The organism is Alteromonas sp. Cnat3-28, from assembly GCF_022348265.1.
In the GTDB taxonomy this organism is placed as follows: domain Bacteria; phylum Pseudomonadota; class Gammaproteobacteria; order Enterobacterales; family Alteromonadaceae; genus Alteromonas; species Alteromonas macleodii.
Window position 1 is genome coordinate 184,814 of the sequence record NZ_JAKREY010000001.1, and the last position, 15,057, is coordinate 199,870.

14 protein-coding genes are annotated in these 15,057 nt (G+C 42.1%); 11 read left to right on the forward strand and 3 right to left on the reverse strand.

Annotation, left to right across the window (positions count from 1 at the left end; translation table 11 throughout):
- Positions 1 to 259 precede the first annotated feature (259 nt).
- From pabB to MHM87_RS00845, 3 genes are all read left to right on the forward strand, one after another.
- Positions 260 to 1,699, forward strand: a complete 1,440-nt coding sequence (pabB, locus tag MHM87_RS00835) for an aminodeoxychorismate synthase component I (protein WP_239257520.1) — start codon at positions 260 to 262, stop codon at positions 1,697 to 1,699.
- Between the two features lie 62 nt (positions 1,700 to 1,761).
- Positions 1,762 to 2,334, forward strand: coding sequence for a CoA pyrophosphatase (locus tag MHM87_RS00840; protein ID WP_049586261.1), 573 nt, complete (start codon positions 1,762 to 1,764; stop codon positions 2,332 to 2,334).
- A gap of 153 nt (positions 2,335 to 2,487) precedes the next feature.
- On the forward strand, positions 2,488 to 3,861 hold the full coding sequence (locus MHM87_RS00845; protein ID WP_049586260.1) for an L-serine ammonia-lyase: 1,374 nt from the start codon (positions 2,488 to 2,490) through the stop codon (positions 3,859 to 3,861).
- Positions 3,862 to 3,946: 85 nt separating this feature from the next.
- Here the strand turns inward: MHM87_RS00845 and cysB are convergent, their stop codons facing one another.
- Entirely contained in the window at positions 3,947 to 4,921 is a 975-nt protein-coding gene (gene cysB / locus MHM87_RS00850) for an HTH-type transcriptional regulator CysB (RefSeq protein WP_014949524.1), read from the reverse strand.
- Between the two features lie 208 nt (positions 4,922 to 5,129).
- Here cysB and MHM87_RS00855 point away from each other — a divergent pair, with 208 nt between their 5' ends.
- Positions 5,130 to 5,834, forward strand: a complete 705-nt coding sequence (locus MHM87_RS00855; protein ID WP_014976578.1) for a HAMP domain-containing sensor histidine kinase — start codon at positions 5,130 to 5,132, stop codon at positions 5,832 to 5,834.
- A 95-nt stretch (positions 5,835 to 5,929) separates the two neighbouring features.
- Entirely contained in the window at positions 5,930 to 6,688 is a 759-nt protein-coding gene (locus tag MHM87_RS00860; protein WP_014949522.1) for a hypothetical protein, read from the forward strand.
- Positions 6,689 to 6,725: 37 nt separating this feature from the next.
- On the opposite strand, the gene MHM87_RS00865 is transcribed toward MHM87_RS00860, so the two are convergent.
- Positions 6,726 to 7,610, reverse strand: coding sequence for a LysR family transcriptional regulator (locus MHM87_RS00865; protein WP_239257521.1), 885 nt, complete (start codon positions 7,608 to 7,610; stop codon positions 6,726 to 6,728).
- 122 nt (positions 7,611 to 7,732) lie between these two features.
- Between MHM87_RS00865 and MHM87_RS00870 the strand changes: the two genes are divergently transcribed.
- The 6 genes from MHM87_RS00870 to MHM87_RS00895 all read left to right on the forward strand — a co-directional run bounded on the left by MHM87_RS00870 (position 7,733) and on the right by MHM87_RS00895 (position 14,453).
- Positions 7,733 to 8,440, forward strand: a complete 708-nt coding sequence (locus tag MHM87_RS00870) for a CoA transferase subunit A (RefSeq protein WP_039232997.1) — start codon at positions 7,733 to 7,735, stop codon at positions 8,438 to 8,440.
- Entirely contained in the window at positions 8,440 to 9,093 is a 654-nt protein-coding gene (locus MHM87_RS00875; protein WP_239219623.1) for a CoA transferase subunit B, read from the forward strand. Before MHM87_RS00870 ends, MHM87_RS00875 begins: the two co-directional genes overlap by 1 nt.
- A 278-nt stretch (positions 9,094 to 9,371) precedes the next feature.
- Complete coding sequence (locus tag MHM87_RS00880) at positions 9,372 to 10,697, forward strand: DEAD/DEAH box helicase (RefSeq protein WP_239257646.1); 1,326 nt, start codon at positions 9,372 to 9,374, stop codon at positions 10,695 to 10,697.
- A gap of 244 nt (positions 10,698 to 10,941) precedes the next feature.
- Positions 10,942 to 11,475 (forward strand): hypothetical protein, encoded by a 534-nt coding sequence (locus tag MHM87_RS00885; protein ID WP_187447591.1) that lies wholly within the window; start codon positions 10,942 to 10,944, stop codon positions 11,473 to 11,475.
- 600 nt (positions 11,476 to 12,075) lie between these two features.
- On the forward strand, positions 12,076 to 13,095 hold the full coding sequence (gene trpS / locus MHM87_RS00890) for a tryptophan--tRNA ligase (protein WP_239257522.1): 1,020 nt from the start codon (positions 12,076 to 12,078) through the stop codon (positions 13,093 to 13,095).
- An 842-nt stretch (positions 13,096 to 13,937) separates the two neighbouring features.
- A complete protein-coding gene (locus MHM87_RS00895) occupies positions 13,938 to 14,453 on the forward strand; it encodes a hypothetical protein (RefSeq protein WP_049589234.1) in 516 nt (171 codons plus the stop codon).
- Between the two features lie 331 nt (positions 14,454 to 14,784).
- On the opposite strand, the gene MHM87_RS00900 is transcribed toward MHM87_RS00895, so the two are convergent.
- Positions 14,785 to 15,027, reverse strand: a complete 243-nt coding sequence (locus MHM87_RS00900; RefSeq protein WP_012518428.1) for an EF-hand domain-containing protein — start codon at positions 15,025 to 15,027, stop codon at positions 14,785 to 14,787.
- Positions 15,028 to 15,057: the final 30 nt, after the last annotated feature.

A 15,057-nucleotide genomic window follows, 5' to 3' on the forward strand; every position in this document is an offset into this window, starting at 1 on the left:
TTTTTATTTGGCTTTCGTGGTCTTAGCTAGCTAAAAAAGCGTATACTAGCGCATCTAAAGACAACGCACCATGTAAAACCATGTGCTTGTGGCTAATTCCAGTCATTTTTAAAAACTATGCTGAAGGGATATCTGAAAAAGCAGCCTAATGTGATCGGTTATTAGCCCTTATTTGTTAACGCCAGTTAAAAATAGAAGGAAGTTTGTGCTTAATTCAAGCACCAAACGCCCACGATAAAAAGAAGTACAGAAAACACCTATGTCACACGCAGATACTATTCACGTTCATGTTTCCCGTTTCACTGCAGAGGAATTAGCCGATAAATTAGCGCTAAATTGTGACGAGAACACAGCCGTTTTCAATGCACTTTTTAAGCGAGTCTCTACACGCCCATATTCTCTTTTACTCGATACTTCTGGTTCGTCGAAAAGTGAAGGACGCTTCAATATTATGGCATTTTCACCTTCCGCAGTTATCGAAGCAAAAGGTGATAAGGTTCAACTCATCGAACTAAACACTTCAAAGCGTCAGCAATTGACATTGACCCCCTTTGAAGCGGTGCAAACACACTTACATGCGCGCGTTTCAAATGTGAACATACATGCCAGTGTAAATACAGCGCACCTCCCTTTTATTATCGGTGTGGCTGGTATGGCAGGCTATGACACTGGGCGCTTTTACGAAACGATGCCAAGCATCGCCAAAAATGACTACGAAACCCCTGATTTCGCGGTTGGCCTTTATCTTCGTTCACTTATTGAAGATACAAAAACAGGTTACATCTATTATTGCTCCGTTGACAGTCAACCACTGACTCAGTTTTTTTCTTCGTTCAACGACGAAACACCTGAGCCAAAATTCAAGTTAACGTCGCGGTTCGAATCAAATTTGTCTAAAACGGAATATGAAGCTTGTTTGGATAAAATACACGCCTATTTGCGTGCCGGTGACTGCTACCAAGTAAATATGGCGCAACGTTTTAGCGCAGCGTTTGAAGGAAATATGTGGCAAGCATATTGTGAGCTACGCAATCAAAATCAAGCGCCATTTTCAGCTTTTTATAACCTGCCCCAAGGCTGTATTGCTTCCATTTCACCAGAACGCTTTCTACGCGTTAAAGATGGGGTTGTAGAGACAAAACCGATAAAGGGTACACGCCCGCGATTTGAAGACAAAGCAGAAGATGCCGCCAGTGCTCAGAGCTTGCTCTCAGCAGAAAAAGACCGTGCAGAAAATCTTATGATTGTAGATCTGCTGCGCAACGATATTTCAAAGCACTGCAAACCTCACTCGGTGAACGTACCCGCACTCTTTGCTCTTGAAAGTTATCAGGCTGTGCACCATTTAGTAAGTACGGTAACTGGTGAATTGAATGAGTCTTCTTCGCCTTTATCGCTTCTGGCATCAGCATTTCCTGGGGGGTCAATAACTGGGGCACCGAAAATCCGCGCGATGGAAGTTATCGATGAGCTAGAGCCTCACCGCCGGAATATCTACTGTGGCAGCGTGTTCTATATGGGTTTTCGTGAAGACATGGATTCAAGTATTTGTATTAGAACCGTATTGGCAGAGAACCGTCGATTACATTGCTGGGCCGGTGGTGGTATTGTGCTTGATTCGGTTTCTAGCGAAGAATATCAAGAAACCCTAGATAAAGTGTCTAGAATACTGCCAGTACTTGAATCAATTAACCAATAGCACAGTATTTGTATGTGATGTGCTAGCACAAAGGTAAGCATATAGGTTGTAAGCAAATATCTATGACAAAGAACGAATTTCTATCACAGTTTCACCACTTAAGGCAGCCTCACACCGAGCCAGATTTTCCGTTGCGAAAAACAGGGCGCCCTGCGGCTGTACTTATCCCTCTGATAGATTATGGCAATTCGCTTCAACTACTGCTTACCGAAAGAGCGCACCACCTCAAGCATCATCCAGGTCAAATCAGTTTTCCAGGCGGAGCGGTCGACGAAGCTGACAACTCTTTTTTTGACGCGGCACTTAGAGAAGCTGAAGAAGAAGTTGGTTTACCCGCTACTCACGTAGACGTAGTAGGAATGTTGCCTAGATACCGAACAATCAGCGGATATGAAATTGCGCCAGTTGTTGGCTTTGTAAATCCTGACTTTACACCGATTATTGACAAAAATGAGGTAGAAAGCGCTTTTGAAGTACCGCTCGCACATGTTTTAGACAGAAAAAATCATTTAGTTCACACGACGCATCGCGATAAAAAGGCATTTCCAATTTACTTTATCCCATGGAAAAACCGCATGATATGGGGCGCAACGGCGGCAATGTTACGCAATCTATCTCATCATATTCATCCTTAGCCTTTGTATTTGCTTATCCGCTCTTGTGTGCACTATAAATTAAACTTTACAGCGTATTAGCAAAACTAATCCCTTTATTAGCTTTTCTGTATTGTGGTTTTTCCGTGGTGGATGCATGATCTTACTATTACTTTGTTTTAATTTTGAAAGTTTATGATCAGTGTATTTGATATGTTCAGCGTGGGCATTGGCCCATCGAGTTCGCACACCGTAGGACCAATGAAAGCAGGCGCCGAGTTTGTCACCGAGCTCGCTCAGGAAGCTGCGCTTTTTGATTCAGTGGATAGCGTGAAAGTTGAACTGTTTGGGTCATTAGGCCAAACCGGTATCGGCCACGGAACAGGAAAAGCTGTTATCCTTGGTTTACTAGGAGAACTTCCAGACGTTATCGATGTGGACAGCATCGAGACTAAACTTGAAGAAATACGCAACACGGAAAAGCTTTGCCTTAATGGCCAGAAATTAGTGCGCTTTCCTAACAAAAACGCCATTGTTTTTCACCGCCGTAAAACGCTCCCCAAACATGCTAATGCCTTAACGTTTTATGCGTACGCTAAAGATGAGCTTGTAAAACAGCAAACTTATTACAGTATTGGCGGTGGCTTCATCATAAAAGACGAAGACTTCGATGCGACCAAAGCGCATGCGGCCAGCCTGCAAGCATCAGTACCCTTCCCTTTTAAAACGGCCGGTGACCTTCTTGCTCTGTGTAAAACTAACGGCTTAAGCATTAGTTCACTGATGCTACGTAACGAATCAACTTTCAGGCCCAAGCACGAAGTGAAGCAACAGCTACACAACATTTGGTTAGTAATGAAAGCTTGTATTCAACGAGGTATCGAAAGCGAAGGTATTTTACCTGGCGGGCTTAAAGTAGTTCGCCGCGCACCTGGACTATACCGTCGACTTCAAACTGAACACACAAATGACCCTATGCAGACTATGGATTGGGTTAACTTGTTTGCTTTAGCTGTAAACGAAGAAAATGCAGCTGGCGGCCGTGTTGTAACTGCACCTACAAATGGTGCAGCGGGTATCATTCCGGCTGTTCTACAGTACGTAGATAAGTTTATTCGACCTGTTGATGAAGAAGTAGCAAGTCGATTCCTGCTTACCGCAGGCGCTATTGGTATTCTCTATAAAGAGAATGCGTCAATCTCAGGTGCTGAAGTAGGTTGCCAAGGAGAAGTAGGCGTCGCTTGTTCAATGGCTGCAGGCGCGTTAGCTGAAATTATGGGGGGCACAGCTGCCTCGGTAGAGAACGCTGCGGAAATCGGTATGGAGCACAACCTCGGCCTTACTTGTGATCCTGTTGGTGGTCTGGTTCAGGTTCCGTGCATTGAGCGAAATGCCATGGGTGCAATCAAAGCCATTAATGCTTCTCGTCTTGCACTGCGCGGAACCGGTGAGCAAAAAGTATCGCTAGATAAGGTTATTAAAACCATGCGCGATACCGGTAATGATATGAAGACTAAATATAAAGAAACGGCGAGAGGTGGACTCGCGGTAAATATTATCGAATGTTAGCGCCTCGTTTTAACTAGACAATGTATGGAATGAAAAAAGGGGCAATTAGCCCCTTTTTAATGAACGTTTTCAACAAGCGCTACGTTTACTTTACTGGAAGCGTCACGCCTTTAAACATTTTTTCCACTTCTTCGTTATTTTTCAGCATCATAGCTTTCTCAACCTTGTCCTTGGTCAGATGAGGCGCAAAACGCTCAATGAAGTCGTACATATAACTTCTTAAGAACGACCCCTTCCTAAATCCAATTTTCGTCGTGCTGTAATCGAACAGGTGACTTGCATCTATCTTCACAAGATCATCATCTAATTCTTCGCTTACCGCCATCGACGCAATAACACCAATACCGACACCTAATCGAACATAGGTTTTAATAACGTCGGCATCTGTTGCGGTAAACACGATTTTAGGTGTTAGCCCTGCTCTTTCAAACGCTTGGTCTAATTCAGAGCGCCCAGTAAAACCGAAAACATAAGTAACCAACGGATATTTGGCAATGTCTGAAATATCGATAGTGCCCTTTTTCGACAAGGGATGGTCCTTGTTTACTATTACACTGCGATTCCAGTGATAACAAGGAAGCATGACCAAATCGTTGTACAAGTGAAGAGCCTCGGTAGCGATAGCAAAATCGGCTTCGCCTTTGGCAGCCAGGTCGCTAATTTGAGACGGCGTGCCCTGATGCATGTGTAATGACACTTTTGGATACTTGCTCATGAAGCCCTGAATAACGTCAGGTAATGCATAACGGGCTTGCGTATGCGTAGTCGCAATATTGAGTTTACCTTGATCTGGAAGCGTGTGCTCCCTTGCTACCGCTTTAATACTCTCTACTTTGGCTAGTATTTCACGAGCTATATTGATTACATCATTACCCGCGTCTGTTACGTGTGTTAAATGCTTACCGCTACGGCCAAAAATCTGAACACCTAGTTCATCTTCCAACATGCGAACTTGTTTGCTGATACCCGGCTGTGAGGTATATAAACTTTCTGCTGTTGCTGACACGTTCAAATTGTTATTGAGGACTTCTACGATATACCGTAGTTGCTGTAGCTTCATATTTTACACCGTTTAATGCGATAGACTGACACTGTACTCCCCCCGTTATAACCAAAACCACCTTTTTTTACTAGTTGCTATTACGAAATTGGCATTATAAAGTTGAAAATAATTGAATTTTTGCATTTTCGAGTGGGATTTATTCGCCTTTGTCCGATTTCTTCTACATTATGGGTAGGTGATTAAAAAGCACGGTGTTAGATAGATAATGAGTAGCAGTAAACAAGTTACATCCACAATTGATTTTTCATCGGTGTTGGCAGCTGCTGTGCACGATATGAAAAATTCACTTTTTCTCCTTATTCAATCTATTGAAACACTCAGCGACGCCCTTTCTCCTCACGACGAGAAAGCTAGAGAGCAGGTTGCGAGTGTTCATTATGAAGCATCCAGGCTCAACACCAATCTTGTTCAAGTACTCTCTTTGTACAGGGCTGAATTAGAAAGTTTACCCATTACCGTTGACGAAAGTTTCATCAAAGATTTGGTTGAAGATGTTGTTGGCTCTAATGCGTTATATGTATCTCAGAAAAATATTGATATAAGCATCGCTATAGAAGATGACCTTAGCTGGTACTTAGACAGTGAGTTAATTTATTTGTTATTAAACGATGTAATCATTAACGCAATGCGCTATGGAACATCCAAAATAATAGTAAGTGCCAAGGCAGACGAGAACGACTTCATGACCATTAAAATAGAGGATGATGGTCGTGGCTATCCCGAAGCGATGTTAACTAAAAGCCACGAAGAGCTCTGTGACTTTGAGTTAAGCCAAGGAAGAACGGGGTTGGGGTTATTTTTTGCGAAGTTAATTGCAAACGCACATTCTCAAGGAGATAAAGTGGGCTCAATTGCCCTTTCCAACGGCGGGAGTCTCGGTGGAAGTGTATTTGAAGTAAAAATACCGTAAGATTGACCGATAACATTAAGTAATACAGAAAGTAACGCTCGTACGTAGTAATACGTTAACGTTATAAAAAATAAAAAACAGACGGAAACACACGCATGTACGTGATTATTATTATATTAATTGTTGTTTTGCTAATCGCAGCTATTTTTATCAATGCAATGCAACAACATCGTCAAAAGCAAGAGGCTGAGCGCAGAACTGAACTTGCCAAACAGCGTACTATTGTCGACGAAACTGAGAACGTTATTGCCGCCTGTGTAAACATGCCTGTTTCTTCGCGCATTATGGGCATACTTCACAATCGTATTCTAAATGCCTTGAAAGCAATGAACGATTTATCGAGTACATCTGAACTAAAACAGCGTATCTCAAGCAGTGAGCAAGCAACCGCCGCTGCTCTTTCGGACAATAGCGGTATCACTAACGATTTCGCGTTACCCGACAACGACAAAATGATCATTCAATACATTCAGGCCGTTAAGAAACTGCGCATTATTCTTCGTTCAGAACATAGCAAAGGGCAAATTGATTCTAAAGTATTCATGGATGAAGATAAGCAGCTTGAACGCTTGCAGGTAAAAGTAAATGTAGAAACATTGATTAAGCGCGGCCGCGCTGCACTTCAAACCAATATGCTTGGATCAGCCAGACAGTATTTTGAAAAGGCTAAAAACGCACTAGAAAATCAAAATCCCCAAGACGAATACTCAATGTCTAAACTTGCTACACTTAACGAGTGGTTACACGAAATCCAAAGTAACCTTAAGAGCGTGAACGAAAAAGATCGCGCCAAGAAGCAAGAAGAAGAAAGAGACGAGTTAGACGAGTTGTTCGCACCTAAGAAGAAGTGGTAGGTCGAACCTTTTCTTAGAAACTATAAAGCGCATTATTTCACTCATAATGCGCTACGGCCATGTCCCACATAGATTGAGCCGGCAGCGATAACCCTTTTCGCGCATTTCGAATTATTCCAATATTTTTCACCAGAGGCATGTCACTAATTTCTTTTGTTACTAGCCCCAATCCCTCCATTTGCGCTTTACAAATCGCCGGCATAATAGATATACCTAAACCATTTAGAATAAGCTTTCCTAGTGTAGATAGCTGCCCCGTTTCCGCGATTATATTCAGCTCACCATATTGTGCTAGCTTAGATTGAGTCCAGTGGCGTACCGCAGATCCCCTATTCATCATTACCAATGGAAGTTTTAGACAGTCCTGCCAATGCAACTTGTCCCCTAAATGGGCTGATTGTGCTTTGTTGGTCACAACAACAAACTCATCAGCAAAAAGGCTTTTAAACACTAAACCATCTTTGCGCTCTGGCTCAAACGAGAACCCAATCTCGCTGCGGCCTGTAGTAACTTCATGAATTACCTGTTCCATTACTACATCGACAATTCGTAAGTTTACGTTTGGAATTCGTTGATGAAATACTGACAAGATATTCGGTAAATGAGACTCGGCAAATGACGGCATAGTGCAAATGGTAAGCTGCCCTTTCGCCATAGCAAACAAATTTTGAATATCAGAAAAAGTATTGTCCCAGTCGTGCAGTAGCCTCAAAGCATTTGGAAACAACACCTCTCCTTCTGGTGTTAGGCTTACATTGCGTGTATTGCGTTGGAATAACTTACCGCCTAACTGCTCTTCCATTTTTTTTATTGCCGATGACAAAGCTGGCTGTGTTAAATGTAGATTTACCGCGGCTTCAGCAAAGGTTGATGACTTGGCCACTTCTACAAACGCTTTTATTTGACGGTATGAAACATCCATAAACTTTTCAACTGATCTCAGCGATTAATAAATAGTTTTTATTAATTGCAAGATTAATTCGATTTTACAAATGAAGCAACAATGTCGATACTTATTTTTAACAAATGCATTGGAGATAGAGAATGGCGGGATTTAACAAAGTTGTATCCTCATACGAAGAAGCAATGGCTGGCCTTGAAAATGGTATGACAGTTATTGCGGGCGGTTTCGGATTGTGTGGTATACCCGAAGGACTGATAGGCCAAATTAAGAAAATGGGCGTATCTGGACTTACGGTAGTTTCTAATAACTGCGGTGTAGATGGATTTGGATTAGGCCTTTTATTGGAAGATAAGCAAATAGCCAAAATGGTGTCTTCTTATGTAGGTGAAAATGCCCTGTTTGAAAAACAACTGCTTAACGGTGAGTTGGAAGTTGAGCTTACACCTCAAGGAACGCTGGCGGAAAAAATGCGCGCTGGTGGTGCTGGCATTCCTGCCTTCTACACTGCCACAGGTTATGGTACGCCTGTTGGTGAAGGAAAAGAAGTCAAAGAATTCAACGGTCGCCCTTATATTCTTGAACATGCTATTACTGGCGACTTTGCCATTGTAAAAGCATGGAAAGCAGATACTTACGGAAACTGTATTTATCGCCATACAGCACAAAACTTTAATCCTATGGCGGCTACTGCAGGTAAAGTCACTGTGGTAGAAGCAGAGGAAATTGTAGAGCCTGGTGAATTGAACCCTAGCGAGATCCACACACCAGGGATTTATGTTAACCGTGTCATTCAAGGTTCATTTGAAAAACGTATTGAACGCCGTGTAGTTAGCAAGGAGTCAGTGTAATGCTTAGTAGAGAACAAATCGCAATGCGCGTCGCTCAGGAATTTAAAGATGGCGATTACGTTAATTTAGGCATTGGTATCCCTACCCTTGCAGCTAACTATGTACCAGATGACATCAGCGTGATGCTGCAATCAGAAAACGGCCTTTTGGGCATGGGACGTTACCCGACTGAAAATGAAATTGACGCTGATATGATAAACGCTGGTAAAGAAACGGTAACGGCTATCACAGGCGCATCTATTTTTAGTAGCGCCGAGAGCTTTGCCATGATCCGCGGCGGCCACGTTGATTTTACTGTACTTGGCGCATTTGAGGTTGATGTATCGGGCAATATTGCGTCTTGGATGATACCGGGCAAACTCGTTAAAGGCATGGGCGGCGCTATGGACTTAGTTGCTGGAGCAAAGAACATAATTGTTACTATGACCCATACCGACAAACACGGTAACCCAAAACTACTTGGCGAATGCACCTTACCGTTAACCGGTGTTAACTGTATTACGCGCATTATTACCGACTTAGCAGTGCTGAGTGTTGAAGACGGCGCATTTGTGCTTCAAGAACGCGCCCCGGGCGTCAGCGTTGACGAAATTAAAGGCAAAACGGGCGGAAAGCTTGTTGTTCCTGAAAATGTACCTGAAATGCAGTTTTAAACTCTGCGTTTAATTGTACTTTTCATTTAATTGTACTTCTCATTTAATTTTGCTTCGCAATGTCGCGCTTATCATTCAGCATTTATGCTCTTGTGGTAAGCGCGCCATTGAGTTAACTCACATTTTTGCTTTAACTTTATATTCTTCGTTGAGTAACGATTGTTACAAGTACCTGCCTTCAGTGTGCAAACTTACAAGCCTTTCCAATAAACCTTTAAATGCACCGTGCATTAAGGGATAATGCGCCCGAATGTCATTTTAAAAAAGGCTATACCTTCTTGCTAGTTACTGATTTACCTGTTCACCACAAAATTATTTCTAAGCTCGAAACGAAAAACATTTCGACGCTTACCGAAATTCAAGAACGCACTATGCTGCCTGCTATTCAGGGCAAAGATATAATTGCGTCATCAAAAACGGGGTCAGGTAAAACCTTCGCCTTTTTAGTGCCAGCTATAAACAGGCTAATGTCGCAAAAAGCCCTTAGTCGTCAAGACCCACGCGCACTTATTCTTGCGCCAACTCGTGAGCTAGCCAAACAAGTTTTCATTGAAGCTAAATCAATGTGTACCGGGCTAAATCTTACTTGTTCACTTATTGTGGGTGGTGAAAATTATAACGACCAAGTTAAAGCGCTTCGCTGTAACCCTCACATTATCGTTGGTACCGCTGGTCGTGTAGCCGACCATCTATTAGATAAAAGTGTGTATTTAAACGGTTTAGAGTTGCTTATCTTTGATGAAGCCGACCGAATGTTAGACTTAGGCTTCTCTGCTCAGCTTAAAATGATTAACGACTATGCTGATCACAGAAAGCGTCAAACTATGTTGTTTTCTGCCACGCTCGATAATATTGAGCTAAAGCATATGACAACGCAGTTAACCAAAGGTGCTGTTCGTGTAGCTGTAGGAGACTCAACCGCAGAGCATGGCGATATCGAACAGAAGTGCTTCTTTGCAGACAATGTTGATAACAAAGATCAAATTTTACAGTTTGAACTAGCCAATCGTACCTACAACCAAGCTATCGTATTTACAGCTACCCGTGAAGATACCGATAGAATTGCAGCACTGCTTAACGAACAAAACTTAGAAGCTATTGCGCTTCGTGGTGATATGCTACAAAGCCAACGCGCAGCAGTAATGAGTGCGTTTGCTCGTGGACAGCACAGTATTCTGGTTACTACCGACCTCGCCTCTCGTGGACTAGATCTATCAAAAGTAGGATTGGTGGTTAACTTTGACCTTCCTAAGAACGCTGATGAATACATTCACCGTATCGGCCGTACAGGCCGTGCTGGGCAAAAAGGCGAAGCATTCTCGCTAATTGGCCCTCGTGATTGGAACAGTTTCGAGGGGCTTAAAAATCACCTTCAATATGCGTTAGAGTGTTCACCGCATGACGAATTCTCGACGTCTTTCAAAGGTTTTACGCCGAAGAAAAAAGTATCGAAACAATCAAATGCGAAAAGTGGTAAAAAGCGCGTAGCGAAACCAGTAAAACCTGGCACTAAAAAACGTGTCGATACCATGTCTGGAGAAGACATTGGTATGGTTCCTGTGAAACGCAAGCCAAGAAACACTCTGTCTGACGACGACGAGTAAAACTCTATATCGTAGTCTGAACCATCACCGCCGCTAGTCACAATTCACTATTGAATAGCGGTGTGTAACCTTTCACTTTGTTTTTAATCACATTTCCTGCAGCCCTTTGATGGAACACTTCGCCATCATATGCTCTACTACGCATATAGCAACAAGTCGATTGTGCTGACTACACGCTTCAACTGTTTGCAACAAAGCGTGTAAGCGGCACACACTCCCCTCTTTTAAAATGGATTTTAACCACATGAAATTTATAAAGTTCGTATCGTTAGCCTTGTTTATAGTAATAGTCGTTGTGGCACTCTCCTATGAAAAAATAATAGCACGCGTATTGTTGCCGCAATACATAGAGTGGGCACATGAAACAGATATGAAAGGCTTAAAAATAGGTCAACCGTTAAATGAACAAGAATTGGCGCTAGCAGCGGAGATAGGCATAAAACAGCCTAAAAAAGTAAGAATTGTTTATGTAGATGAAGTGCCTTATCCCTACGAAAACTTCGCGCTCAAAGTGTTTGGCGAAGCCGTTGGACTTGTTGGAGAAGGAATAATAAATAACGCACAAGTTTTCGGCTATTCGATTTATGCTCGTAAAGATTTCGAGCTTAATAGACCCAAGTTAGCCCACGAATTAGTGCATGTGTTACAGATTGAACGAGCCAGTTTAGATGAAGTTGTCACCCAACACTTTTTCGACATGGCTGACTACGGTTTCGATAAAGCCCCACTAGAAGTAGAAGCGTCCGCAGCCAATATAGTATACAGCGCTGATTGGTAATTTGTATTCACCAAGGATTGCTTTTTAGGGCGGCGGTGATTGTTTAGAGTAGCGTTTGTGTTAAAGTTTCGTTTGAGAGAAGATACTGACAATCCTACTTTTATTCGACTACTTCTGTTTTGTGCCAAAAGCAGACATTACAAGACTTGTTTCATTTAGATGTTCATGCAACTTCAACAATAAACACTCACAAGCCCAAAGCACTTTATCGATATTAAATCACATGTAAGCATAATTTAATGCCTGACCTAACACATCACGAAACAGATGGGAGAGCACTATGCCTATAGGCTCAAGCATTGATGAATTCTTAGAAGAAGGGATTAAGTAAGAAGTAGAATTTACAGCGAGTAATCGAATAGCACAAAGTCAAACTTTTCTGGTAGACAATGACCAAAACACAAGTGGTTGTGACGCACAATTTAATTTGATAGCCTATCTAAATGAAAAAGATACTTATCAACACAACCTCTTCTTTCAACTGGTGGCGCTCACTCTGAGCGGCACGGAATTCGTACATTCTTTTGCTGCTGGAAGGTAGCTAAGTCTGTATGTTCTTTATATCTCCAGTAGCACGTTTCATTTAATTGGAGATATATCGTGACCAATCAAACAAATACCGAACGACAAGTCATTCTCACTGGCGACCGAGCGACTGGGCCTCTTCACTTAGGTCATTACGTTGGCTCGCTAAAGCAGCGTGTATCCTTGCAGGACGAGCATGACCAGACCATTCTTGTCGCTGACATGCAAGGTCTGACGGACAATGCACACAATCCATCAAAGGTATCATCTAGCATATTAAATGTGGTGGCTGATTATCTGGCTGTTGGCATAGACCCAAGGAAGACAACTGTTTGCCTGCAATCACAGCTACCAGCACTCGCTGAGTTGACTATGTATTACAGTAACGTGGTAACTGTAACTCGACTTGAGCGTAATCCTACCGTAAAAAGTGAAATCAAAAGCAAAGGCTTTGAGCGCTCTTTACCCGCAGGCTTCTTAACATATCCAATATCTCAAGCGGCTGACATCACCGCGTTTAACGCGACACTAGTTCCAGTTGGTGATGACCAATTGCCAATGATTGAACAAACCAATGAAATCGTAAGGAAGATTAACTCATTAGCAGGAAAGCCAGTGTTGAAAGAGTGTAAGCCATTACTCAGCAATGCATCACGACTACCTAGCACTGACGGCAAAAACAAAATGAGTAAATCGATGGGTAATACCATAAACCTTGGCGCTACAGAAAAAGAGATAAGCACCGCTGTTCGTAGCATGTACACAGACCCTGACCACCTGAAAGTTGAAGACCCAGGTAAAGTAGAAGGAAATGTTGTATTCACGTATTTAGATGCTTTTCACCCAGATATAAAGTATGTCAGTCAACTCAAAAAACACTATCAACGTGGTGGCCTTGGTGATGGAACGACAAAGAAGATACTGGAAGAGTGCCTGCAAGAGGTGTTGAAGCCAATACGTGAGCGCCGGGAGAAATACCTTAAGGATAAGGCGCAGTTAATCGATATATTACGAGCAGGTAGCGAAATTTCACGAGAAAAAACCAACGACATTCTTCTCAGAGTAAAAAGTGTTTTCGGGTTGAACCTGTTCTGACTTATATGGATAGAAGAGAAGGCAAATTAACCAAAATTCATCAGGCTAAAGAATATAGAAAGGCGCACAGTTATAAAACTATGCGCATCTTTAAAAGGTGGAAGGAAGCTGAAAAGCAGTAAACGTAAAATGAATTGAATGAATCTAACGATACAAATACCGTACGACTTTGACGTAATCACACATATCATTTTGTTAACACCAATTTGCTCATTTAGTAAATATCAAGCGGTACAAAATAATAATTGGTAGCTCAAGTAACGTTAATGACGATTAACGTTACCTTTCTGTAAAGCTTCTCGGTCTAAAATTAGCGAACTCGAGCCTCTTTACTAGCAACAAGACCTCACAATCAGTGACACCTAATTGTACTGATAGTTTTGATTAATACGATTACCTCACCGACAGCTATTAGCCAATAGCAGCCTTTCGAATATTTGTAATTAAACGGCAAAAAAGTACGTATTGCGGTCGTTCAGGAGCGAAACATCAAACAATAGGGTCGAGGGAGCTATCGAATCTCAGAAGGACAATGCCTGCCGTCAAACGGAAAAGTATTGCCTCGACGTTAATCAGTTGGATAACTTCAAGAATCTAAAAGCGTCTCTTCGGTTAAACCGCGCGAACAAAGCTAGTTTTGCACAAATAGCCTTATTACAGTTCCGGTAAAGCCGTATTAAGTTATCAGTAGTTTAATGGTGGTAAGTCGGATGAAAGCCTCATAATCATAACTTTTAAGCTATCTGTTATTGAAGAAAAATGCACTTTTCTGAAATGAATACTGTTCAGTTTTGGTCTAAGAATTGCTCTTTATTATCATCAATTAATAGTTCGGCAAAATTATGCTCATATCATCCAGTTACGCAACGTCTCCTATACAAACATATAAGCAGTCTGAAACAAAGCCCCAAGATGTCGTTGATGAAGCGCCTACAAGCCAAGGAGATACAGTCACACTTTCAAAGCCAGCGCTAGATCTGGCTGCGAAGGAAAAAGGCAGAGAGTTTTCGAATAGTTTTGTGATGCAAGTAGCCAATCAAAGCAATCAAAAAGCCGAAGAAATGCTTGCGGCTTTTACATACGGACTTAATAACCCTTTAATCGATATCTCTAGTTTGAATCCGGCTACAGGTAACGGAGCAACATACACTAGAACTGGTCAGCCAGTAACTGATGCAAGTGAAGTTCTCTTTGCTAGCCAGAACGAATCATTGCTTAAACAAAATGAAATTTTGATTGCTCAAGAACGAGAGAAAGGCGCCTCGGCAGCTACGATACTTGAAAAAGTAATGCAATCGATTGATCAGCAACCACAAAGCTATAAGGACAAAATAGACTGGTCCAGGTTATCTTCTTAAAATCAAAGACTGCCAATAAATTCCGATATCAACTTACAACAAAAGCAATAAGCAGATATCACATCATTGGACGTCCGCTCCTTGTCTGAAGCGGACTTCCGCAAAAGTTATGTCCAACGTCCGCTAAACGCTCGAAGCCGACATTGAAGGCTATTCAAAGGAAGCTATATCTCACTCCCAACACGAATGACCAAGCTCAACACATAAAAAAACGAGTGCTTAAAAGCACTCGTTTTCACTTGGTTCTTTTACGTGGCCTAGCCCTCGTTTCCACGCTTAGCCTAGCGTGTCGAAAAGCCTCAGTCGACGATAAGTGTTACTAAGTTTAAACTTAGTATTCCCACCATCCTTCTTGCCACCACTCCAAAAACTCTTCAAAGTCGATGTAACCGTCGTCGTTACTATCGATAAGCTTAAAGCCTTCTTGTACGTGGCTAGCTTTCGTTTTTGGTGAAATAACGGTTAGAAGCTCGATGAACTCCGGCAAATCGATTTGGCCGTTGCCATCACGATCGAAAAAGCTGAAGTCCTTTCTAATTTCTTCAATTTTAGATTCTGAAAGTTGAGTGCTCACTCGCATTCCTTATTTCAACTGCAATAAGCA